19 protein-coding genes are annotated in these 22388 nt (G+C 40.6%); 11 read left to right on the forward strand and 8 right to left on the reverse strand.

Translation table 11 applies throughout. The annotated features are described in order from the left end of the window. A complete protein-coding gene (locus AC2SLT_RS06080) occupies window positions 1-810 on the forward strand; it encodes an HAD family hydrolase (protein ID WP_486546743.1) in 810 nt (269 codons plus the stop codon). 95 nt (window positions 811-905) lie between these two features. Here the strand turns inward: AC2SLT_RS06080 and prfB are convergent. The 3 genes from prfB to AC2SLT_RS06095 form a co-directional block, all read right to left on the reverse strand. After that, window positions 906-2001 (reverse strand): peptide chain release factor 2 gene (gene prfB / locus AC2SLT_RS06085; protein ID WP_486546744.1). Its coding sequence is split into 2 segments (ribosomal slippage): window positions 906-1928 and window positions 1930-2001, totalling 1095 coding nucleotides; the frame shifts between segments, so codons are not numbered across the junction. Window positions 2002-2287: 286 nt separating this feature from the next. Continuing rightward, window positions 2288-2968 carry an HAD family hydrolase gene (locus AC2SLT_RS06090; protein WP_486546745.1) on the reverse strand — a complete coding sequence of 227 codons (681 nt, stop codon included), beginning with the start codon at window positions 2966-2968 and terminating at the stop codon, window positions 2288-2290. 281 nt (window positions 2969-3249) lie between these two features. After that, window positions 3250-3786 (reverse strand): gamma carbonic anhydrase family protein, encoded by a 537-nt coding sequence (locus tag AC2SLT_RS06095; protein ID WP_486546746.1) that lies wholly within the window; start codon window positions 3784-3786, stop codon window positions 3250-3252. Between the two features lie 318 nt (window positions 3787-4104). Here AC2SLT_RS06095 and AC2SLT_RS06100 point away from each other — a divergent pair, with 318 nt between their 5' ends. From AC2SLT_RS06100 to thiD, 10 genes are all read left to right on the forward strand, one after another. Then, on the forward strand, window positions 4105-5190 hold the full coding sequence (locus tag AC2SLT_RS06100) for a DUF475 domain-containing protein (protein ID WP_486546747.1): 1086 nt from the start codon (window positions 4105-4107) through the stop codon (window positions 5188-5190). 130 nt (window positions 5191-5320) lie between these two features. Beyond that, entirely contained in the window at window positions 5321-5866 is a 546-nt protein-coding gene (locus AC2SLT_RS06105; RefSeq protein ID WP_486546748.1) for a phosphatase PAP2 family protein, read from the forward strand. Between the two features lie 458 nt (window positions 5867-6324). Beyond that, window positions 6325-7575, forward strand: coding sequence for a glutamine-hydrolyzing carbamoyl-phosphate synthase small subunit (gene carA, locus AC2SLT_RS06110; protein WP_486546827.1), 1251 nt, complete (start codon window positions 6325-6327; stop codon window positions 7573-7575). Window positions 7576-7633: 58 nt separating this feature from the next. After that, window positions 7634-7987: a hypothetical protein gene (locus AC2SLT_RS06115; protein WP_486546749.1), complete on the forward strand. Its 354-nt coding sequence runs from the start codon at window positions 7634-7636 to the stop codon at window positions 7985-7987. A 583-nt stretch (window positions 7988-8570) separates the two neighbouring features. After that, the gene (locus AC2SLT_RS06120; protein WP_486546750.1) at window positions 8571-9416 is read left to right on the forward strand and encodes a hypothetical protein; all 846 of its coding nucleotides are present in this window, start codon (window positions 8571-8573) and stop codon (window positions 9414-9416) included. A 177-nt stretch (window positions 9417-9593) separates the two neighbouring features. Next, the gene (carB, locus tag AC2SLT_RS06125) at window positions 9594-12863 is read left to right on the forward strand and encodes a carbamoyl-phosphate synthase large subunit (RefSeq protein ID WP_486546751.1); all 3270 of its coding nucleotides are present in this window, start codon (window positions 9594-9596) and stop codon (window positions 12861-12863) included. A gap of 708 nt (window positions 12864-13571) precedes the next feature. Next, on the forward strand, window positions 13572-14048 hold the full coding sequence (greA, locus tag AC2SLT_RS06130) for a transcription elongation factor GreA (protein WP_486546752.1): 477 nt from the start codon (window positions 13572-13574) through the stop codon (window positions 14046-14048). A 388-nt stretch (window positions 14049-14436) separates the two neighbouring features. Beyond that, window positions 14437-15033 carry a septal ring lytic transglycosylase RlpA family protein gene (locus AC2SLT_RS06135; protein WP_486546753.1) on the forward strand — a complete coding sequence of 199 codons (597 nt, stop codon included), beginning with the start codon at window positions 14437-14439 and terminating at the stop codon, window positions 15031-15033. 622 nt (window positions 15034-15655) lie between these two features. After that, window positions 15656-16345 (forward strand): thiamine phosphate synthase, encoded by a 690-nt coding sequence (gene thiE / locus AC2SLT_RS06140; protein ID WP_486546754.1) that lies wholly within the window; start codon window positions 15656-15658, stop codon window positions 16343-16345. Between the two features lie 152 nt (window positions 16346-16497). After that, window positions 16498-17283, forward strand: a complete 786-nt coding sequence (gene thiD, locus AC2SLT_RS06145; RefSeq protein ID WP_486546755.1) for a bifunctional hydroxymethylpyrimidine kinase/phosphomethylpyrimidine kinase — start codon at window positions 16498-16500, stop codon at window positions 17281-17283. Between the two features lie 104 nt (window positions 17284-17387). Here the strand turns inward: thiD and radA are convergent, their stop codons facing one another. The 5 genes from radA to AC2SLT_RS06170 all read right to left on the reverse strand — a co-directional run bounded on the left by radA (window position 17388) and on the right by AC2SLT_RS06170 (window position 22368). Then, window positions 17388-18854: a DNA repair protein RadA gene (gene radA, locus AC2SLT_RS06150; RefSeq protein ID WP_486546756.1), complete on the reverse strand. Its 1467-nt coding sequence runs from the start codon at window positions 18852-18854 to the stop codon at window positions 17388-17390. Between the two features lie 378 nt (window positions 18855-19232). Continuing rightward, the gene (gene lptB / locus AC2SLT_RS06155) at window positions 19233-19949 is read right to left on the reverse strand and encodes an LPS export ABC transporter ATP-binding protein (protein ID WP_486546828.1); all 717 of its coding nucleotides are present in this window, start codon (window positions 19947-19949) and stop codon (window positions 19233-19235) included. A gap of 171 nt (window positions 19950-20120) precedes the next feature. Continuing rightward, on the reverse strand, window positions 20121-20588 hold the full coding sequence (gene lptA, locus AC2SLT_RS06160) for a lipopolysaccharide transport periplasmic protein LptA (protein ID WP_486546829.1): 468 nt from the start codon (window positions 20586-20588) through the stop codon (window positions 20121-20123). A 483-nt stretch (window positions 20589-21071) separates the two neighbouring features. Then, window positions 21072-21680 carry an LPS export ABC transporter periplasmic protein LptC gene (gene lptC, locus AC2SLT_RS06165; RefSeq protein WP_486546757.1) on the reverse strand — a complete coding sequence of 203 codons (609 nt, stop codon included), beginning with the start codon at window positions 21678-21680 and terminating at the stop codon, window positions 21072-21074. Between the two features lie 157 nt (window positions 21681-21837). After that, the gene (locus tag AC2SLT_RS06170) at window positions 21838-22368 is read right to left on the reverse strand and encodes a KdsC family phosphatase (protein ID WP_486546758.1); all 531 of its coding nucleotides are present in this window, start codon (window positions 22366-22368) and stop codon (window positions 21838-21840) included. Window positions 22369-22388 lie beyond the last annotated feature (20 nt).

Below are 22388 nucleotides of genomic sequence, written 5' to 3' on the forward strand. Positions count from 1 at the left end.
ATGATTGAGACTGACATAAAATCCCCAGTGTTTAGACCGAAAGTTATCTTCTTTGATATTGACGATACCTTAAGTCGAGACGGTATTATCGCGCCGCATAACCAAGCGACATTAGAGAAACTTGCTGCCACTGATATTAAGCTAGTTATTGCCACTGGTCGCTCAAAGTCCATCATTCCTAAAGATATTTATCAGTTACTGGACGCAGACGTCCTCGATGCCATTGTCTGTACCAATGGTCAATATAGCTTTGATAAAAAAGGCATTATCAGTCACTATCCGCTGAGCCGTGATCAAGCCAGCCGAATACATGAGCTATGTATCCAAAAGGATGTAGTTCATAAGTTTGACTCTGACCGTCATCTGGCATGGTCGAATGATAACGCAGCGATACGTGCTTTTATTGCGAAAAATCCAAACGCCATCATAGATCCAGACTATTACCAATCTAATGATGTGTATCAATGCTCTGTATTTTTTAATAGTGAAACAGAAAGGCTGGAAGATGTTGACTTTGCTAAGCGGGGATTAAAGCTTGTCTATTGGCATCATGTTGGCGGAGATATTTTACCTATAGAAGCATCGAAAGCGCGCGGCATACAAGATATGTGTGAGTATTTAAATATTGATATCAAAGATGCCATGGCCATTGGCGATGGCTATAATGATTTGGAAATGTTTGATGCTGTGGGCTTTGCGGTCGCCATGGGTGACGCCCAGCCCACGTTGAAGCTTAAGGCAGATTTGATCACTGGTACTATTGAAGAGTATGGCATTCAAAGTGTGTTAGAGCCCTTATTATCAAATTAAAAACAGATAAAACCCATTTTTATTGATGTCGTTTTATCTGTTTTAACCGAGAAAGCTACAGTAATGCTACAGTATTATGGTCACTAAGCTAAAGACTATAATCCCGCCTTTAAGCTGGCTTCAATAAACTGATCCAGATCACCATCCAATACTGCTCCAGTATTAAAGGTCTCAACACCTGTGCGTAAGTCTTTAATGCGTGAATCATCGAGTACATAAGAGCGAATTTGACTGCCCCAACCGACATCAGACTTATTGTCCTCAACCGCTTGTTGTTTCTCCATACGCTTTTGCATCTCTAGCTCATACAGCTTAGCACGCAGCATCTTCATCGCGGTGGCTTTGTTGCCATGTTGGCTACGCTCATTCTGACACTGTACGACGATATTGGTCGGCTCATGGGTAATACGTACCGCAGAGTCAGTAGTATTAACGTGCTGACCACCGGCACCGCTTGAGCGGTAAGTATCAATACGCAGATCTGCAGGGTTGATATCAATGTCGATATCATCGTCAATTTCAGGCGACACAAATACCGCGGCAAACGAAGTATGACGACCATTATTGCTATCAAAAGGCGACTTACGGACTAAACGATGCACCCCCGTTTCGGTACGTAGCCAGCCAAATGCGTAATCGCCTGATACCTTAAAAGATGCCGACTTAATGCCCGCTACACTGCCCGCAGAGACTTCGGTGATATCGACCTTAAAGCCATGTGCTTCACACCAGCGCGTATACATTCTAAGTAGCATTTCTGCCCAATCTTGCGCCTCAGTACCGCCACTACCCGACTGAATATCAACGAAGCAGTTATTGGCATCCATCTCGCCGTTGAACATACGTTTGAATTCTAGATCTTCAACTTGAGCCTGGGCAGCATTTAATTCACTTTGCACATCGACAAGTAGACTCTCTTCATCGGCCTCTACTGCCAGATCTAGCATGGCGGCCGCATCTTCTAAGGTGGTTTCTAACCCTGTAATGGTATTAATCACGCTGTCTAACTGGCTTTTTTCTTTACTGATTTTGGTCGCCCGCTCTGGATCATTCCAAAGATCAGGGTTCTCCATTTCAAGGGTCACTTCCTCTAGACGCTCTGACTTCCCATCAAAGTCAAAGATACCTCCGCAGATCCTGCGAACGGTCGGTTAAGTCTTTGATTTGCTCGTGATATTGATTGATTTCCATTGATATTCCTAAGGTTATAACAAATTGTCAGGATTAAAACTTTGTAAAAAGATTATAAAAAGTACTTCATTCTCAACTCTTAACGTAGGCTGTGGCTTTAGCACAGCATATTTGATTAAAAGTCTTAATTTGCTGGGCTAACAACACCAGCCTACCGTGAACTTAATAAGTTAAGAACGGGGTAACAGAGTAATACATTAAAATAAGTCTAACGCTAATACATTAGAGGTTATGACTAGATATTCTTAATTTCGCTATTTAAAGTGACTAGTTTAAAGTGCCTAGTTTAAAGTGACCAGTCTTCAACCGCCCAGCGGTGCGCTAAGGCATGGGCATGAAGTACATCGTCTGGCGTGACTGCGATAGCCACATCCGCCCACTCAAGCAAGGGCAGATCATTTTTTGAATCGGAATAAGCATACGTTTTATCATAAGTGATGCCTTGCTCTTGCTGTCTATCCAGCCACTTTTTGAGATGATAGAGCTTACCATCTTTGAAGTTTGGCTTGTCCGTAAGCTTACCGGTATAGCGGTTATTTTTGACTTCAAGTGGCGTTGCCAATACATTTGCCTGCTCGATACCGAAGCGTTCAGCAATGGCACACACCACAAAGTCATTCGTCGCCGAAATGATAACCACATCATGACCAGCCTCCAAATGGTGACGCAAGGTACTGATCGCTTGGGGGCGCATATGTGGTTCGATCTCCGTTTTGATATAGTCTTCGCGTAGCTCACACAGTCTGTCCATCGGTAAGCTACTTAAAAACTGCGCCACAAATTCATTGTATTCTGTCGCATCTAAGGTGCCTTCGATATACTCTTCATAAAAGCGCTGGTTCGCGGTGCGATACTCGGCCTCATCAACCAAACCGTTTTTAACAATATATTCTCCCCAAAGATAATCACTATCGACATCCAATAACGTATGATCTAAGTCAAATAAAGCCAATTCTTTTGATTGCATAAAATACCTATTTAAAAACACTTTTATAAGTGATTAAAGTTTTAGGGTCTGTTAACCCTTAACCTGAGTGTGAAAGGGGTGCGGTTTAGCCGTGATTGCAGCGGATATACTTGGTGACGCATGAGGAAGAGGCGTGAGCTTTAGACCGTTCTCGCGGTAGCAGGAACGGGATAAAGCCACAAGCCTCGCCTTGTGCTAGCCAAGATAGTAGCGAAAAGCGCGATAAGCTCCAAACTCTAAGCGTGATATCTTTAAGCTTTAAAAAGATTAATACAATACGCCTAATCAGGCAGTGGCATCTCTTCAAGACCTGTCTTAAACTCTTGACACTTATGAGCGTAATGTAAGGCGGACATCTTAAGCATCGCCACTTGCGCATCACTTAATGTTTTGACGACTTTGGCCGGTGACCCCATCACCAGTGAGTTATCTGGAATCTCTTTGCCTTCAGTGACCAATGCTTTTGCGCCGATGATACAGTTTTTACCGATTTTCGCATTATTGAGTACCACGGAACCAATACCGATTAGGCTGTTTTCACCAATGCTACAGCCATGCAACATCGCCAAATGACCAATGGTCACATAATCGCCGATAGTCACTTCGATACCTGCATCGGTATGAATCACTACATTTTCTTGCACATTGCTAAAGTCGCCAATATTAATGCGCGCATTATCACCTCGAATCACCGCACCAAACCATACGCTGGCTTTATGACCGAGTGACACGTCGCCAATGACTCGGGCACTATCGGCAACCCAACCTTCAAAGGGTGTCGCAAACTGAGGGGCTTTATCCAAATACTTATATATCATGTTGAAAATCCTTTTAATTGCTTTATGACTTAATAGTTAGGTCTTAATTGCTTTACGTCTTAATAGTTGCGTATTAATAGTGAAGAGTCTCATTTGGTCATTTATTATATTGTATACTATCTTTTTATGAGCATTATCCAATCATTTGTCATAAAGTCAATTTATTGTCCGTTGTACTCGTGCTATTATCTGCTCCTTCTATCAAAACACTTTTTCATTGCCTTTTTATAGTCATATTTTTATAGTCATATTATTAATGTTTAAAACACTAAGAACTAAATTGCTCTAATTAGAACGGCTAAAACTTCTGGATACCCTATGCGTCATTTTTTATTCGATTTTATTTTTACTATTTTTTGTTTAATCGTCGCAGCGTGGTGGGGCTTCTCACATGGTGGCGTCCCCGGATTGGGTAAAGCGCTTGCCATAACGGTCATCTTAGCGATTATGGAAATATCGTTGTCTTTTGATAATGCGGTGGTCAATGCCTCTATTTTAAAAGGCTGGAATGACTTCTGGAAAAAGATATTTTTAACAATCGGCATTCTAGTAGCCGTCTTCGGTATGCGCTTGGTATTCCCTATCGTTATTGTAGCAGTGACCGCTAATTTAGGCTTCTTCGAGGTCATCCAACTTGCGTTAAATGAGCCTGCGCAATATGCAGAACATCTCAACGCACATCATGCTGAGATTTCTGCGTTTGGTGGTATGTTCTTGTTACTGGTCTTCTTAACCTTCCTGTTTGGAGATAAAGACGTCCTTTGGTTTAAATGGTTTGAGGGCAAACTGAGACGGTTTAGCAAAGTGGATGCCATGAGTACCTTTGTGGCCATAGTGGTATTGATGATCTCTTTAAGCTGGGTCGATGACGCCCATCAGTCGGTTATATTAATGGCCGGTATCTGGGGTATTTTGGTGTATTTGGGGGTCAATGTACTGTCAACCATGCTTGAGGGTAGCAGCGATATGGATGACGGCGAGGTGCTAACGGATGCGAAAGGCAACATTATTACCAATACCTCGGGCGTGTCATCGACAATATTGAAGGGCGGTATTGCAGGCTTTATTTATCTTGAAGTATTAGATGCTTCATTTAGTTTTGACGGGGTGATTGGTGCCTTTGCGATTACCAATGATGTAATCATCATCATGTTGGGCTTAGCAATTGGTGCGATGTTTGTACGCTCTATGACGATTTTCTTGGTTGATAAAGGCACGCTGAATGAATTTGTTTACTTAGAACATGGCGCCCATTATGCGATTGGGGCATTGGCAATTATCATGCTATTGTCCATGAAGTTTCATGTACCTGAGCTGGTAACTGGGCTTATTGGGGTGGCGTTTATTGGATTGTCATTATTTAATTCGATCCAATATCGCAAACATGAACAGGCCAATGATTAAAAAGTCTATCAAAATTTAAGCCAACCCTTTTAAGTTCGAGTCTTGTTGAGTTGACGAGCCTTCATTTTTGGAACGAGCCTTCATTTAGGAACGAGCCTTCTTTTAGAAACTAGTTTTTAGGAAATAGTTAATGCGTTACACATATTCTTCCGCCCTATTATTATCAGGTGCCATGATGGCGACTTGCCCTGCTCATGCCGGCAGCTCAGACATCGAAACGGCGGGTGATATCGTGATGGTTGCCATCCCTGCTGTCACCTATGGGTCGACCTTTTATATGAACGACGAAGAAGGACGCAACCAGTTTTATAAATCTTTTGCGACCAATGCGGTGGCGACCTATGGTCTAAAAGAGCTTGTTGATAAAGAACGTCCTGATCACAGTGATAATGACTCTTTTCCATCAGGTCACACCTCTATCGCCTTTCAGGGTGCCAGCTTTATTCATAAACGCTATGGCTGGGAAGTTAGTATTCCAGCCTACATTGGTGCAACCTTTGTCGGTTATAGCCGGGTTGAGGCAGATAAGCATCATACTTCTGACGTACTGGCTGGTGCAGCGCTAGGTGTGGCAAGTAGTCTTTATTTTACCAAAAGCTATGACAATGATAATCTACACATCAGTGCCAATCTCGCACCTGAGGCATACCAGCTAGCCGTACACTATAAATTTTAGCGCTCAAATTTTAAATTTAGAGTATAACGTTTAGTTTTAGAGCTCAGCTGTTAGCTTATGACGTCAGTCTTAAATCTTTTGATGGCTATGATTTATTCTTTAAATAACTAATTGAATAATTAATGTAGCCATTTAGGGTCAGTTTTTGTATAATATGCAAAATCTGTACCTAAGCGAGTAGACATGACACAGTTTGCAACACTCACTAATAACGTTACCTTTAGTGATATTGTTGTTTTCTGTTATTGGTCTACTCGCTTTTTTGTGACTAAATTTTGTTAGCCTCAAAGTCTCGATACAATTTTAAATAGTTAAATCGAGTAATTTTATCAGCAGTTAATAGCAGCAATTAAATAGTGGCACAGAACCCTATCCATAACTATATATCGAAGCTAAATAATCACTAGCAGTTTTAGCAAAATCAGGTCATGACAAATACGAATTATAAAGGTGAGAATATGGGCGCACATCAAGACACAGCAAACACAACCTCAAATGACGTTGAAGCCGTTTTAGCTTTGGCAAATGGTAATATTTTTCGTGGTATTTCAATCGGTGCCTCTGGCAATCGTGTTGGGGAAGTCGTCTTTAATACCTCAATGACCGGCTATCAAGAAATACTCACCGATCCCAGTTATGCCAAGCAAATCGTTACCCTCACCTACCCGCATATTGGTAATACAGGAACCAATAGCGAAGATGCAGAATCAGGCGATATTTATCAAAAGCATCAAATTTGGGCTGAAGGTTTGATTATTCGTGATGCGACCCTGACCACCTCAAACTTTCGAAATAGTGAAAGCTTATCCGATTACCTGATTCGCAATGAGACGGTTGCCATTGCAGAGATTGATACCCGCAAGCTGACCCGAATCCTACGCGATGAAGGCTCTCAAAATGGCTGTATACTGACTGCCAGTAATGGTGAATCCTTGACCGATGAGGATATCAATAAAGCGCTTGAGCTAGCCAAAGGCTTTGCCGGTCTAAAAGGAATGGATCTGGCAAAAGAGTGTTGCAATCAACAAGGCTTTGAATGGACTGAAGGCACATGGGAGCTTGCAGACCGCGGCGTACACGGTGTAACCGAAAGTGACACTGGCGGCTACTACAAACAACTAGGCGAGCACATCGAACATAAATATGATGTGGTGGCGTATGACTTCGGCACCAAGACCAATATCTTACGTATGTTGGTAGACACGGGTTGTAAAGTTACGGTCGTGCCTGCCACTACCCCGATTGCCGATGTATTAGCTATGAACCCAGACGGTATCTTCTTATCTAATGGTCCTGGTGACCCAGCTGCGTGTGGCTATGCCATCGATGCGGTGCGTCATATTATTGAAGAGACGGATATTCCAACCTTTGGTATTTGCTTAGGTCATCAGTTGGTTGGTCTTGCAAGCGGTGCACAAACCATGAAAATGAAGACCGGCCATCATGGTGCCAATCATCCTGTGCAGGATTTAGAGACTAAGCACGTAATGATTACCAGTCAGAACCACGGCTTTGCGGTCGATGAGTCGACGCTTCCTGATAATGTCAAACCAACTCATCGCTCTTTATTTGATGGCACTAATCAGGGTATTGAGCTGACCAATAAGCCCGTATTTAGCTTCCAAGGTCACCCAGAAGCCAGTCCTGGACCTCATGATGCTGCCGAATTATTTAATAAGTTTGCAGAAATGATGGCAGTGAAAATATAATAATTTTTTAGAACATTTATACCCATATCTTCAACTCCAACCACATTAAGGTGAAACTATGCGAAATTTTTTGACAGTGAGCTCTCTTCTTCTTTTAAGTGCTTGTGCATCAATAGTACCTGCAAGTAACTTTTATCAAGGTAATAGTACCACTTATGGTAATGATAATATTCTTCGCAACGATGTCGTGAACCAAATTAAGAAAATTGAGATGTTGGGTCACTCATGCCGTAATGTGGACTCAGTAAGTCCTAAGATTGTAGATCTTAAAGAAGTAAATGGCTTAAACCATGTTCAAGAAATATGGACGGTGCAAGCTTGTGGTAAAACACATCGTTACCCAGTATCTCTTCGAGAGTCTGCTTCTGGCGGTGTCGACTTTACCGTTACTTTCAACGGTAAAGAGCAATAATTAAGAATGGCAGCGGCTGATACATCAAGACTTTTGTTCAATTAATAATTTAAATTATATCAAGGCATACCAACAATTAGCGTGGGTTAATAATGGATAAACTATTTATCAATCATCGAGTCATTACATTCAATAATGAGCTTTACAAGAATGTTTTTTATCTTCTTTCTCAAAATGAAAGTCTTGAACAAAACTATCTGCTTTCTGAAAGACTCCGTGAGCAAATTCTAGATTTTGATTCTGAATAAATTGGTTTTGATGGGTTAAGCAGTACTTATTATGAGAATTTTGGAGACAACAGCTTATTAGCTGGAGTTATCGGAGAGGAAATCATAAAGTGTCTATAGTCTGAGATATATTATATCCATCCAGATATTCATTTATGATTCAGACATAATATACCATTATTCATTCAACTAATAATTCATCTAGGTTTAAAACTTATACAGAATCAAATGTTTGATAAAATACTTGTACCAAATTAGCTTTAATCCCGATTTTTAAGTTTTTATGATTAGCTATAACAGTTGATAGTATCAGCAAACAACAAAAACAAAGCATATGATAAGCAAGGTTATACATAATGAATGACTACCACAAAGCAAAACTTTTTTTGTTTAAGTACTTGTCTACTATTTGCCTTGTTACTACATGTTATTCTGCCATGGCGGCGCCATCATATTGTGAAAAAATCGATTTAGAAATAGCTGAAGCTTACGAATCAGTTTGGGATTACTCGACTTACGCTGGTCATGTCAGTGAAGACGGTGAATTCGAAGCAGCCACTGACAAATTTTATGATGCCATTGGGCGCTATAGTATGCTCAATGACGGTATCTCATGCCCGCTGCCCCTTGCACGTGAACAGGGCGTCCGTGTGCATACTTCAGATGATGGTAACTTTCGGGCTATTTCTTGGGATGAGTATACTGGCGGAACGATGCATTTTTATGATGGGTTGATTCAGTATCAGGATCCTGAAAATAAAGATGGTAGTACTTTACACACTCTTACCCACGGTGTGATATCAAACGTTTTAGGTATTTATACCATTGATTTACCTACAAATTCTTCAAGCAAAACAACTAAGCCCCGTAGATTATATTTGATTAATTACGCCTTTAGAGGCTCCAACATATATCACGCCCAATCGATAAGGTTATATGAAATAGCTGAAGATAAATTGTTGTACCCCAACTTAATTCAAACCTCAACCCAAAAAACTGACAGGTTAGAGTTTGAATACAATGCGTTTTCTTTGCATGACAAAAATCGCCATGCAGACTCGTTATTCCACATAGATAATCGCAACAAAACAATTCTTCTACCTGTGGTGATTAACACCAAAGACTATCCCTATGGAGAGGTTACCAACCGCAATATCCAATATCGATTCAGTAATGGTTACTTTAGGAAGGTAAATAAGTGATGATAGAGTATCCGAATAATAGAATCAGTTAGAAAATATTATTAAATAACTAATCAAAACTTAAATAGCTTTAAATTAAATGCTTCTAAATCAAAACACTCTCACTAAAAGAGTTTCAAAACCGTTAAACCATTGAATATATAGTTTATTTATACAATAAAATTTAAGGTCAACTTTATGCCAAAACGTACCGACATCAAAAGTATCCTAATCATCGGCGCAGGTCCCATCGTCATTGGGCAGGCGTGTGAGTTCGATTACTCAGGCGCTCAGGCGTGTAAAGCATTGCGGGAAGAAGGCTACCGAGTGATCTTGGTTAACTCTAACCCAGCCACCATCATGACCGATCCTGTGATGGCAGATGCCACATATATAGAGCCCATTACTTGGCAAACCGTCGAACAAATTATCGACAAAGAACGTCCAGACGCCATTTTGCCAACCATGGGTGGTCAAACGGCATTGAACTGCGCCTTAGACCTTGACAAACATGGGGTGTTAGAGAAATACAATGTTGAATTAATCGGGGCTACCAAAGACGCCATTGAGATGGCAGAAGACCGCGACCTATTTGACCAAGCGATGAAACGTATTGGTCTTGAGTGTCCGCGAGCTGAGATTGCCGAGACTATGGATCAAGCTTTTGAGATTCAAGCAAGCTTAGGCTTCCCCTGTATTATCCGTCCCTCGTTTACCATGGGTGGCTCTGGCGGCGGTATCGCCTACAATCGGGATGAGTTTATCGAAATTTGTGAGCGCGGTTTTGACCTATCCCCTACTCACCAGTTATTGATTGATGAATCGCTGATTGGTTGGAAAGAGTATGAAATGGAAGTGGTACGCGACAAAAATGACAACTGTATCATTATTTGTGCCATCGAAAACGTTGACCCGATGGGCGTGCACACTGGTGACTCAATCACTGTTGCCCCAGCACAAACGCTAACGGATAAAGAATATCAGATCATGCGTAACGCCTCTTTAGCGGTATTACGTGAGATCGGTGTCGAAACGGGCGGTTCTAACGTTCAGTTTGGGGTCAATCCGCAAACCGGTCGTATGGTCGTGATTGAGATGAACCCTCGGGTATCACGCTCCTCTGCGCTTGCTTCTAAAGCGACTGGTTTCCCAATTGCAAAAATTGCTGCAAAACTTGCAGTAGGCTATACCCTTGATGAGCTTAATAATGATATTACTGGTGGCAAAACGCCAGCAAGCTTTGAGCCATCTATTGATTATGTAGTGACTAAGATACCTCGGTTTAATTTCGAGAAGTTCCCTCAGGCAGAAAATATCTTATCCACTCAGATGAAATCTGTGGGTGAAGTCATGGCTATCGGCCGTAACTTCCAAGAGTCTATGCACAAAGCATTGCGCGGCTTAGAGACTGGTGCTGACGGCTTTGATGAGCAAATCGATTTCGCAGCGTTAAAAGCTGGTAAGATCAGCGAAGATAAAGTCAAAGCTGAGATTAAACAGCGTCTGACGGTACCGACACCTGAGCGTATCTTCTATTTAGCAGACGCTTTCCGTTTGGGTATGAGTGTTGATGACGTCTTTAAATTTACCAATATCGACCCCTGGTTCTTGGTACAGATAGAAGATATCGTCAACACTGAAAAACAAGTAAAACTTTTAGGATTTGGTGGATTGACTGCGAAAAACTTACGTCAGTTTAAACGTAAAGGATTATCAGATCTTCGTTTGGCTAAATTACTTGGCGTATCACAAAAACAGTTGCGTAAAAAACGTTGGGACCTTGACGTTTTCCCTGTGTATAAACGAGTAGATACTTGTGCGGCTGAATTTGCAACCTCTACCGCTTATATGTATTCAACCTATGATGACGAGTGTGAAGCTAATCCTACTGATAACAAAAAAATCATGGTTATCGGCGGTGGTCCAAACCGTATTGGTCAAGGTATTGAGTTTGATTACTGCTGTGTACATGCAGCTCTTGCCATGCGTGAAGATGGATATGAGACCATCATGGTCAACTGTAACCCTGAAACGGTATCGACAGATTATGACACCTCAGATCGCTTATATTTCGAATCTATCACGTTAGAGGATGTACTAGAAATCGTACGTATCGAAAAACCAGACGGTGTTATCGTGCAGTTTGGCGGTCAAACACCGCTTAAGCTTGCGCGTAGCTTAGAAGCTGCTGGCGTTAACATCATTGGTACCTCTCCTGACGCTATCGACCGTGCAGAAGACCGTGAGCGCTTCCAACATATGATACAGCAGCTTAATCTTATCCAGCCACCAAATGCACTTGCCACAAGTATGGAAGATGGACTGGTGAAAGCTAAAGATGTCGGCTATCCTTTGGTCGTCCGTCCCTCGTATGTACTAGGTGGCCGTGCGATGGAAATCGTCTATAATGAGGATGAGCTTAAGCACTATCTGCGTACCGCTGTCCAAGCGTCAAATGAAGCACCTGTATTGTTAGACCGCTTCTTAGATGACGCTATTGAGGTCGATGTTGACTGTGTTAGTGATGGCAATGAAGTCGTTATCGGCGGTATCATGCAGCACATTGAGCAAGCTGGTGTGCACTCTGGTGACTCAGCCTGCTCGCTACCCCCCTATTCACTGTCTCAAGAGATTTGTGATGAAATGCGGGTTCAGACTATTGCTATGGCTAAAGAGCTTGGCGTGGTCGGTCTGATGAACGTCCAGTTTGCAGTGAAGGATGGCACGGTTTATATTCTAGAAGTGAACCCTCGTGCAGCGCGTACAGTACCTTTTGTCTCTAAATGTATCGGTACATCATTGGCGCAAGTGGCAGCACGTTGTATGGCAGGCACATCGTTACAAGACCAGAAATTTACCAAAGAAATTAAGCCAGCCTTCTTTGCGGTTAAAGAATCGGTATTCCCCTTTGCTAAGTTCCCAGGAGTTGATCCAATCTTAAGCCCTGAAATGAAATCAACAGGTGAGGTTATGGGCGTCGGTAAGACCTTTGGGGAGGCCTTCTACAAAGGTATTATCGCCACCAATGAGCGTCTACCCGGATTGCCAAAAGAAGGCGAGACCAAAACGGCCTTTGTCTCTGTGCGCGACAGTGACAAACCAAACTTAGTGCCTATCGCTCAACAGCTTCTTGATTATGGATTTAAGCTGGTCGCGACGGCTGGGACACAACTGTATCTTAGCGAACAAGGTATTGAGTGTACTCGAGTCAACAAAGTGACAGAGGGTCGTCCTCATATTGTTGATGCCTTGAAAAATGGCGAAATTGACCTTATTATTAATACAACTGAAGGCAAACAGGCGCAAGAAGACTCATTTTCCATTCGCCGAAATGCCTTACAAAGTAAAGTATTCTATGTGACGACGCTTGGTGCGGCCAATGCGATATGTAAGTCTTACGCTATTGACTTACCCTTTGAGGTTTATAAACTACAGACCTTACATGAGCAAGCCGAACTTGCTAGATAGGAATATCCTTTCATTTAGAGTAAGCTTAAATACTTAGAGTTGTCTAAAAGAGTTAGTGCTCATAATGGCTATGTGATCTAAAGTATAAGGTATTTTTAATCATTTAAGGTTAGCGTTCATAGGATTTAAAACTCTGAACGCTAACTTATATCATTTGCTTTTTACTTTGATTTTAGATATTGTGAACATTAACTAAGTGTTTAATATGTCGGTCATTCTGATGAAACCGTACTTTTTTAAAGTCTTAAATGGTTTTGATTGGCTTTTATTATTTACATAGCCTCTTTTATATTTCATTAGCCAATTTATTTATATATTTAATCGGCTGAATTTAGTGAAAGTCAAAAGTAAAGCCAATAGTCTATTATATTTTATATTGCTAATCGACGATTTCGGTTAGCAATTTTTATTATAAGCAGGTTTTGTAAGCATTTTATTTGTTTAAGTTTTTATATAGTTATAGGTATCTAAATGAGATACAAGCCAACCAAGCCCAAGTACTACTCTAGTAGGCTTAGTAAGGTTAACGCTGTCGCTCTTTAGTTTGCCTAAGGCTATAGTGGTTAATTTTAGTACACTATCTTTAGTACGATAGTCATCACTTTCTTTATTCTTTATTTTTAATTCACATAGGACCCAAATGAAGGGTGCTGTGGGATTTTTTTACTTATTAATTTTGTTCATCTATATGTATATGAGGAAGATGATATGCAACGTTACCCTATGACACCCCAAGGTCATGCTGCGTTAGAAGCAGAGCTTAAACAACTTAAAACGGTTGATCGTCCCCGTATTACCGCCTCTATTGCAGAAGCTCGTGAACATGGCGATTTAAAAGAAAACGCTGAATATCATGCTGCTCGTGAGCAACAAGGATTTTGTGAAGCTCGTATTCGTGATATAGAAGCTAAGTTATCCGCCGCCCAAGTTATCGACCCTTCTACACTACCTCGTGAAGGTCGAGTTGTCTTCGGTGTGACTGTGGTGATTGAGAACTTAGATACTGAAGAAGAGAAACGCTATCAGATAGTCGGGGATGATGAAGCGGATTTTAAAAATAACAAAATCTCAGTTAACTCACCTATAGCTCGCGGCTTGATCGGCAAGTCCGAGGGTGATGAAGCCCGTATTCAAACGCCAAGCGGTGTCGTTGAGTTTGAAATTGTCGAAGTCATTTATGATTAATCTTATAAATATCGAAAATTTTGAACTAATTTAAAAATAAGGTATTTTTAACTTTTAATACCTGTTTCAATTACCTAGAGTTCAGTATTTTTATAGCCTGAAGCGGTATTTTTAAGTCATTAGTAAAGAGGGGCTGAACTCTAGCGTCACTTGCAATATTAGTGCCATTGATGTTAAGTTACAAAAACACAACACTGACACATTTCTTTGTGACACTTGTTGTGTATCTTTAGCACTCAAGGTTTTACAGTCAGTATTAATAATCTCTGTAATCTTTTATTCAATTAGTTTTAATCTTTAATTTATTTTTCAATTAAAGGTATATTTTAATAGTAAATGCATAATCTTTTGAGTTCTATGACATTAGATAAATGCTTACGAGGCAATTATGAAGAAATTCACATCAGCTTTATGTGCGCTAGCATGCATAGTAGGAGCGAGTAATTTAGCTCTTGCTACTGAAACTAAGCAAACTATCAGCGTTAAAAGCCCAAGCGATATCGACAGTGTACTCAATGAGTTAGCACGCAAACAAAACCAACCGACTTCTTTACTTCAAACATCTTTTGAACCTACTTCACTTGCTACCAATAGTGCTTTGATTAAATCAAACGCTAACATGGTAACTACAGATGATGAAGATGTGCTTTCACATCTTACTTTAGTGGCTTCAAACTCGGTCAATAATTTCAAACAAAGTGGTCGTGCTTCTTGGTATGGCGGCAAATTTCATGGCAGAAAAACTGCCAGTGGTGAACGTTTTGATATGCATTCCATGACTGCTGCACATCGCTCTTTACCTTTTAATACTTATTTAAAAGTAACCAATAAGTCTAATGGTAAAAGCGTTGTGGTTAAAGTAAATGATCGTGGTCCATTCCATGGTAACCGTGTTCTTGACTTATCTTACGGTGCTGCCAAAAAGATTGGTCTAGTTAGCCGCGGTATTACGAATGTTACGATTGAGAAAGTGGGTTCGCCATAGTTATTATTAATGGTATCTTTGACAATTAGTCATATTAAGACAACCTACTCTAAATCTACATTAAAATAAAATAATACACCCTTCTCTGTTTTCTAAAGAGTATGGATAAAAAAAGATCTGCATTGCAGGTCTTTTTTTTTGTCTTAATGTTAGGCACTTACATTCTAATTTCGTTTTTATAGTCTGCGAACTAAACGACTAAACGATTACAGTGTTAACCTCGTTAAGCCTACTGTAATAATACTTGCACTCGGTTGCGTTGAAAGTATTTTAAACTTCTTTGACTGTATATTCATCAATTAGTCGTTTCTTAGTTTTATAAAACGTAACCCCTTAATTTTCACTTAAATGACATTATAAGTTACTATACTTCGGTAACTTATTAATAATAAATAATTTTTTCTTAGCTATCGCATTATTTAAGGTTTTATGAGAAACTTATAAAAATACTGTTGACAGTATATTTTATCAATTAACAAACAAATGTCTTATTTTAATGTAAGATAGGTTTTATTTAACATGATATTAAGCGTATTCTTTGAGATAGACATGGGTCTGTAAATTAAAAGTTATTAAATAGCGCAGTCCGTCACTAACATGTGTTTAGCGAGACAATAAAACTATGAACTCTATTGATAGTAACCACCGATGTTTACCAATGTATCCAAAGGCTAAGAATGCTGATTCGCTGACATTGTATTTAGTTACTGATCATAATATGTGTCAAGGAAAAGGACTTATCGATACAGTGTGCGATGCCATAGAGGGCGGGGTGAGCTTCGTACAATTGCGGGACAAGATATCTGATGATGACACCTTGTATAAGGTAGCCTGTGAGCTCAAAGAAGCCATTGATGGCCGTGTACCATTGATCATGAATGATAAAGTTCATATCGCTAAAAAAGCCAAACTCGATGGCGCACATATCGGTCAGAGTGATCTGAACGTCATTGAAGCACGAGAGATTTTAGGGCCAGAGGCATGGTTAGGCCTGTCCATAAATACAATAGATCAATTGCAGTATGCTCATACTCACTACCTAGATCTGCTAGATTATTTTGGAGTTGGTCCAATTTTTGCTACAAATACCAAGAGTGATCACGCAGCACCTATTGGCATAGAGGGATTACGTCATCTGGTTGAGGTCAGTCAATTACCTACAGTCGCTATCGGGGGTATTAATCTTGATAACGCTCAAGCAGTTTACGGAACAGGATGCAACGGCATTGCGGTGGTGTCAGCGATATGTGCTACCAATAGTCCTAAAGACGCCTCAAAACGATTAATTTCTGCGCTAACGCCTAACCTTTAATTCATTTATATATTCTATAAACTTCAAACAGTAATAAATAAGTGTAAGAGTTGCCAAACACAATGTCATTGTTATTAATCTTCATAATAAATAAGACGATGATATAAATTATGTTGGTTTTTTTTGGTAAGACTTAAATAAGGAAAAATAAAATGATAACAAATATTCTCACTATAGCCGGCACAGATTGCACAGGCGGCGCAGGTATTCAAGCCGACATAAAAACCATCAGCGCTAATGGCAGTTATGCCCTGAGTATTATTACCTCAGTTGTCGCCCAAAACACCCAAGGTGTTCAGCAAGTTGAAATCATGCCGATTGATTTAATACGCGCACAAATCGATTCCGTGTTCAGTGATGTTAAGATTGATGCAGTCAAAATTGGTATGCTGGGTACAGCGGACGTGATTCAATGTGTCGCAGAAGCTATCGATAAGTACCAACCCAATAAGGTTGTCTTAGATCCAGTGATGGTGGCAAAAAGCGGTGACAGACTTTTAGATAGAGAGGCTATAACAGCGTTACGCGATATCCTAATCCCTAAAGTCGGTCTGATCACACCCAACTTACCGGAAGCAGCTGATTTACTTAGTGAAACCGAAGCCATTACTAGAGAAGATATGATTCACCAAGCTAAACTTTTGGTAGTACCAACCTTTTTAAAAGGAGGACATTTACAGCAGGATGAGTCGCCTGACTTACTGCGCATTGATGACAGTTATCAATGGTTTGAAGGCAAACGTATCAAGACTAAAAATAGCCATGGTACTGGGTGTACACTATCTGCCGCTATTGCCACTTATTGGGGTCAAGGTGATAGTCTTGATAAAGCCTGCTGCAAAGCAAAAGAGTACTTGACCGGTGCCTTAAGCCATGCCGATGATTTGCATGTGGGTAAAGGACATGGTCCTGTGCACCACTTCTATAAATATTACTAAACGGCAACGTTTTTAAATTAGCTTAATCAAATGACATGAGTAATAAAATTTTAACTTTTAACACCACATTTAAATAGTTGCTTTTAAATAGCTGCTTTTCAAGACTAAAGCTCAAAAGCTCTGTCAATGGCATCATCTAGACGATCTGCGGTAATAACGTTTATGCCCTTAAATTGTCCCATCAGACTTTTCGGGGCATTGGCTTTAGGTACGATAGCATGTGTAAAACCATGCTTCATCGCCTCTTTCAATCGCTCCTGTCCATTAGGAACTGGTCTAATCTCTCCAGACAATCCTACTTCTCCAAATACAGCCAATGAGGATGGAAGGGGCTTCTCTTTGATACTTGAGGCACACGCTAACAATACAGCCAAATCAGAACCGGTTTCCATCACTTTGACACCGCCAACCACATTGACATAGACATCTTGACCACTGGTGTGAATACCTCCATGACGATGCATGACAGCGAGTAGCATTGCCAATCGCTGCTGATCTAACCCTAACGCCATACGTCTTGGCTGACCGGTAGAGTCATCTACTAAAGCCTGTACCTCAACCAGTAAAGGCCTTGTACCCTCACGACTTACCATAACCACAGAACCTGATATCGGCTTGTCATAACGACTTAAAAATATGGCCGAAGGATTGGCGACTTCTTTTAAGCCTGTATCCGTCATACCAAAAATGCCTAGTTCATTCACTGCTCCAAAGCGATTTTTAACCGCCCGAATCATGCGAAACCTTGAGTCTGACTGCCCTTCAAAGTATAAGACAGTATCTACCATATGCTCTAATACACGAGGCCCTGCTAACGTGCCCTCTTTAGTCACATGACCCACTAAAAATAAAGCGGTGCCGGTTTGTTTGGCATAACGCGTCAACATCGCAGCCGACTCACGGATTTGGCTTACCCCACCAGGCGCAGAATTAATCGCATCCGTATATATCGTTTGAATAGAGTCAATAATGGCAACAGCGGGCTGTTCTTGAGTCAATGCAGAACATATGGTCTCAACATTGGTTTCGGTCATCACTTTTAGATAATCACTAGATAGACCCAACCGCTGAGCTCGCATTGCCACTTGTGACAACGACTCTTCTCCAGTGACGTACAATGCACTACCTGATAAAGATTCTGGTTCCGCCATATTTGCGGCAGTTTGCAATAGAATAGTTGACTTGCCTATACCGGGATCACCACCGATCAGTACTACCGAGCCTGCGACCAATCCGCCGCCTAATACCCGATCAAATTCGCTAATACCTGTTGGTAATCGGGTGTCAAATGTCACATTCACAGAGCCTAAAGACACTACCCCACTTTGTGATCCTGAATAATTAAGCCGATCCGAGCTACCTCCTCCTCCGCCCTTATTAGCACTCGTACCACCCACCGCAGCGCGAGATGAAGATACGGGTGACTTATTTGATGTCTTATGATGCGGTAAACTGACATTTGGCGCTTCTACTAGGGTATTCCATTCGCCACAATCCGAACATTGTCCAGACCATTTACCAAAGTATGCCCCGCAGTTTTGGCAAACGTAACTGGTTTTAGATTTTGACATAAATGGCGCCCCTGTTTAGACAGTTGATCAATAATACGAACGAATGGATAATTATAGTGCTGCTCTTAGTCGTTAAAGCTTACGGTAGTGGTCAAAGCTTACAGCGTTAATTTCGCTTCGCTCCAGCACAGGTAACATATTCTGCATAAACATTTGACTATAACAGTTGACAATATTTGAGGTGACTGGCTATTAATCTATTAATAGTAAGAGTAGTTTGAAAGTTAGGGGTTTAGGAGTCAATAATTAGGAAAAATGCAGTTGCGGTATCGCAGCGCTTGAAAACAAAAAGAAATAGCTAACCCATTTTAAAGTCGGCTAGCTATTTAGTCGGTATATCACTTAAAAAAATACAATAGTAAGAATTGAGGACACACCCTAACACAATGCTTGGAAATCTCTACCTAAATAAACCTCTTGTACCAACTCATTATTCAAGATTTCTTCAGAAGTCCCATGAGCAATGATCGATCCCTCACTGACAATATAAGCATGCTCACAAATTGCTAACGTTTCGCGCACGTTGTGATCAGTTATCAATACCCCTATACCGCGATATTTTAGAGCAATAATCACGTCTTTAATATCACTCACCGAGATAGGGTCTACCCCTGCGAATGGCTCATCGAGCAAAATAAATTTTGGATTAGCCGCCAGTGCACGTGCAATCTCACAGCGGCGACGCTCACCACCTGATACACTCATACCCAAAGAGTTCCGCACATGACTTAAGCTAAAGTCAGATATCAACTTTTCAAGCTCTTGTTGTTGAGCGGCTTTATTTAAATCACTACGGGTTTGCAATATCGCTAGGATATTATCCTCAACCGTTAATTTACGAAAAATGGAGGCTTCTTGTGGTAGATATCCAATACCGGCACGCGCGCGTTCATGCATCGCATATTTTGATAAATCTTGGCCGCCAAGTCTTACCACGCCTTTATCCATATTAACCAAACCCACGACCATATAAAAGCTGGTTGTTTTACCGGCGCCATTAGGACCTAACAGCCCTACCACTTGACCTGGTTCAACGCTAAAAGAAACGTCTTTTACAACCCATCGCTTACCATAGCGTTTGGCGAGATTTCGCATCGTCAAGGCAGTTTCAGAAGCTGAGGGAATATCACCTAAATCTGATACGTGTTCTAAGGATTGAAAACCCTCATCTACCTTATTATCTAAGCTTATGTCTGAGTCTGGGTTTGCATCTACCGTAACATTAACATCTGAATCAGGGTGTTCATTCTTTGGGTTACTCATGGCCTACCTAATTCCTGTTCTATTACCCGAGGTTGAACTGGGTGGGAAGATTAGCTCAACGCGTTGACTGCCGCCAGCAGTGGCTTCTACATCCCCCACCTTGAGACTATAACGTATCACGTTACCAGAAAAACTAGCGCCATTTTGAGTTAGCTTTGCATTCCCCGTCAACGTCACGATACCATTTTGTGCATTGTAATCAATTTTATTGGCTTGCCCTTTCGCCAACCCTTTTTCTTGAGTGACTATTTGTTGCATAGTGGCAGGACGACCAGTAGCAACTGCCGACTGAATACTACGACCGTTTGATAAGTTAACTGTTATATTGTCAGCAGCTAATTTTAAGGTTCCTTGGGTAATCGTTACATTTCCTGAATATGAGGTTACGCCCGTACGCTCACTATAGGTTGCCCTATCCGCTAACAATCTTATGGGTTGTTGGGCATCAGAAGGAAGAGCCGAGGCAGTTATCGAAACCGTTGATGCCGCAAAGGTCGCCGATAGTACTGCTAAAGCAGTTAACCCTTTCGAATATTTATTTGAACAAATTTGCGCTAGGATTTTAGAGCGTTGATTCACAGTATGTTTCCTAAAATTATGGCGTTAATGTATGGCTGATAATAGAAGCTTAAATAAGCTAATTGGGTTAAAGCTAATTAGGATCAAGCTATTAGGGGTTATAAAATCATTTTCTAGATAAACCGTAAGTTTAAGCAAGTATAGAAATTAACCTATCGAGTGAGGATACTGCAAACGCTACAAAAAGTAGGTTCATTTCAAAAGCCTGACCAAGTCTAATAAGGATAGGATAACTTGTATAAAAGGTATAAGTTCACTCAATATAATCCATTATATGGATATCTGTCAGTCTATTTTGTTAATAAACCTATCGGTTCGCAAACAATACTAGAAATTAAGTATTGATTCAATCAATCACTTAGGCTGTTCTTTATATCAAAAAAGTGGCTCATCTTTACGGGTTGGGGGCATAAAAGTGACCGCTACTTTTGCAAACTCATAGTCGCCAGTTGTTAAATCAGCGTTAAAGCTTTGCGATTCAAAGCTATTATCAGCTTGAGTTACCTCAATGGGTTTTTCGCTATAAACTCTTTTTTGTTCCAAATCACCAATTAATTCAGAAGCCACCAGCTTTAAGGGTGGTTTGACTGTTCGGGCGGTCTGATAACCATCCGTTAATGAAGGGTTCGCCTGACTTGAAAACATCACATTATTGGTCATCACTACTTTAGACAGCTCATGATACATTTTGGCTTCGTCTGCATTAATCACCACATTTTGTGAGGCACTAGGTCGCCAATTTAACGTCATAGAAACTAATTTATCAAGATTGTCATCCGAATAATGCGTTAAATTATCAGCAGTTAGAGAATACTCCGCCACCCCCTCATCATTCGTCTGGACCGCTAAAATATCGGTCGCTTCATATTCAATATTAGAGGTGGATAAATTTATTACAGAGTCAAGATCACCTTCATTACGATAAAACCATACCGCAAAAAGGGCAACAATCAAGGATAAAATAAATAAAAAACGAGTATTCATGACACCTCTTTATGCCCTTAAATAAAACTAGCGTAAATAATACTTAATATTCACTTAAAATTATGTTGCCAATGATAAATATGAGTATGACAATGAAAGCGTTCAAATACTACTTTGAATCACCCAATAACGACTATAAAATCATACTAAGCCGACACTATTTATCCAGTATATACTCGATAAGGTGTTGCTCATACTTACCATGACCCTTTAAGATTAAGTCACACACTTCTCGTACCGCTCCCTCACCGCCTGCTTTGGTTGTTACCATCATCACACGACTTAAGACTTCTTGATGAGCATTAGGAACGGTTGCCGAAAACCCGACTGACTGTAGTGCTTTAATATCAGGTAAGTCATCGCCCATATAAGCACATTCTTCTAGTTGGATAGATAAGTCAGACAATAATTGATTTAGAGCGTCAAGTTTATCATCTCGACCTTGAATAACGTAATCAATTTCCATCTCCTTGGCACGCTTACTCACCATAGGACTTGAACGACCAGTAATAATAGCCGTTTTCACGCCAGCTAATTTTACAGACTTTACCCCTATCCCATCTTTTACATTAAAAGACTTAGTCTCAATGCCATTGTCATCATAAGTAATATGACCATCAGATAAGATACCATCGACATCTAATACCAACAGTTTGACTTTACTTGCCGCTTTCACTAAATCTTGCATATTAAACCTCTAGTTTTTAA

It is taken from the genome of Psychrobacter sp. CX18, from assembly GCF_057396215.1.

Coding starts and splice junctions, on each gene's coding strand:
- thiE (WP_486546754.1), top strand. CDS start 15,656: ATGAACTCTATTGATAGTAACCACCGATGTTTACCAATGTATCCAAAG.
- carB (WP_486546751.1), top strand. CDS start 9,594: ATGCCAAAACGTACCGACATCAAAAGTATCCTAATCATCGGCGCAGGT.
- lptC (WP_486546757.1), bottom strand. CDS start 21,680: ATGAATACTCGTTTTTTATTTATTTTATCCTTGATTGTTGCCCTTTTT.
- greA (WP_486546752.1), top strand. CDS start 13,572: ATGCAACGTTACCCTATGACACCCCAAGGTCATGCTGCGTTAGAAGCA.
- radA (WP_486546756.1), bottom strand. CDS start 18,854: ATGTCAAAATCTAAAACCAGTTACGTTTGCCAAAACTGCGGGGCATAC.
- AC2SLT_RS06100 (WP_486546747.1), top strand. CDS start 4,105: ATGCGTCATTTTTTATTCGATTTTATTTTTACTATTTTTTGTTTAATC.
- lptB (WP_486546828.1), bottom strand. CDS start 19,949: ATGCGAAATCTCGCCAAACGCTATGGTAAGCGATGGGTTGTAAAAGAC.
- AC2SLT_RS06090 (WP_486546745.1), bottom strand. CDS start 2,968: ATGCAATCAAAAGAATTGGCTTTATTTGACTTAGATCATACGTTATTG.
- AC2SLT_RS06115 (WP_486546749.1), top strand. CDS start 7,634: ATGCGAAATTTTTTGACAGTGAGCTCTCTTCTTCTTTTAAGTGCTTGT.
- thiD (WP_486546755.1), top strand. CDS start 16,498: ATGATAACAAATATTCTCACTATAGCCGGCACAGATTGCACAGGCGGC.
- AC2SLT_RS06105 (WP_486546748.1), top strand. CDS start 5,321: ATGCGTTACACATATTCTTCCGCCCTATTATTATCAGGTGCCATGATG.
- AC2SLT_RS06080 (WP_486546743.1), top strand. CDS start 1: ATGATTGAGACTGACATAAAATCCCCAGTGTTTAGACCGAAAGTTATC.
- carA (WP_486546827.1), top strand. CDS start 6,325: ATGGGCGCACATCAAGACACAGCAAACACAACCTCAAATGACGTTGAA.
- AC2SLT_RS06095 (WP_486546746.1), bottom strand. CDS start 3,786: ATGATATATAAGTATTTGGATAAAGCCCCTCAGTTTGCGACACCCTTT.
- AC2SLT_RS06120 (WP_486546750.1), top strand. CDS start 8,571: ATGAATGACTACCACAAAGCAAAACTTTTTTTGTTTAAGTACTTGTCT.
- AC2SLT_RS06135 (WP_486546753.1), top strand. CDS start 14,437: ATGAAGAAATTCACATCAGCTTTATGTGCGCTAGCATGCATAGTAGGA.
- AC2SLT_RS06170 (WP_486546758.1), bottom strand. CDS start 22,368: ATGCAAGATTTAGTGAAAGCGGCAAGTAAAGTCAAACTGTTGGTATTA.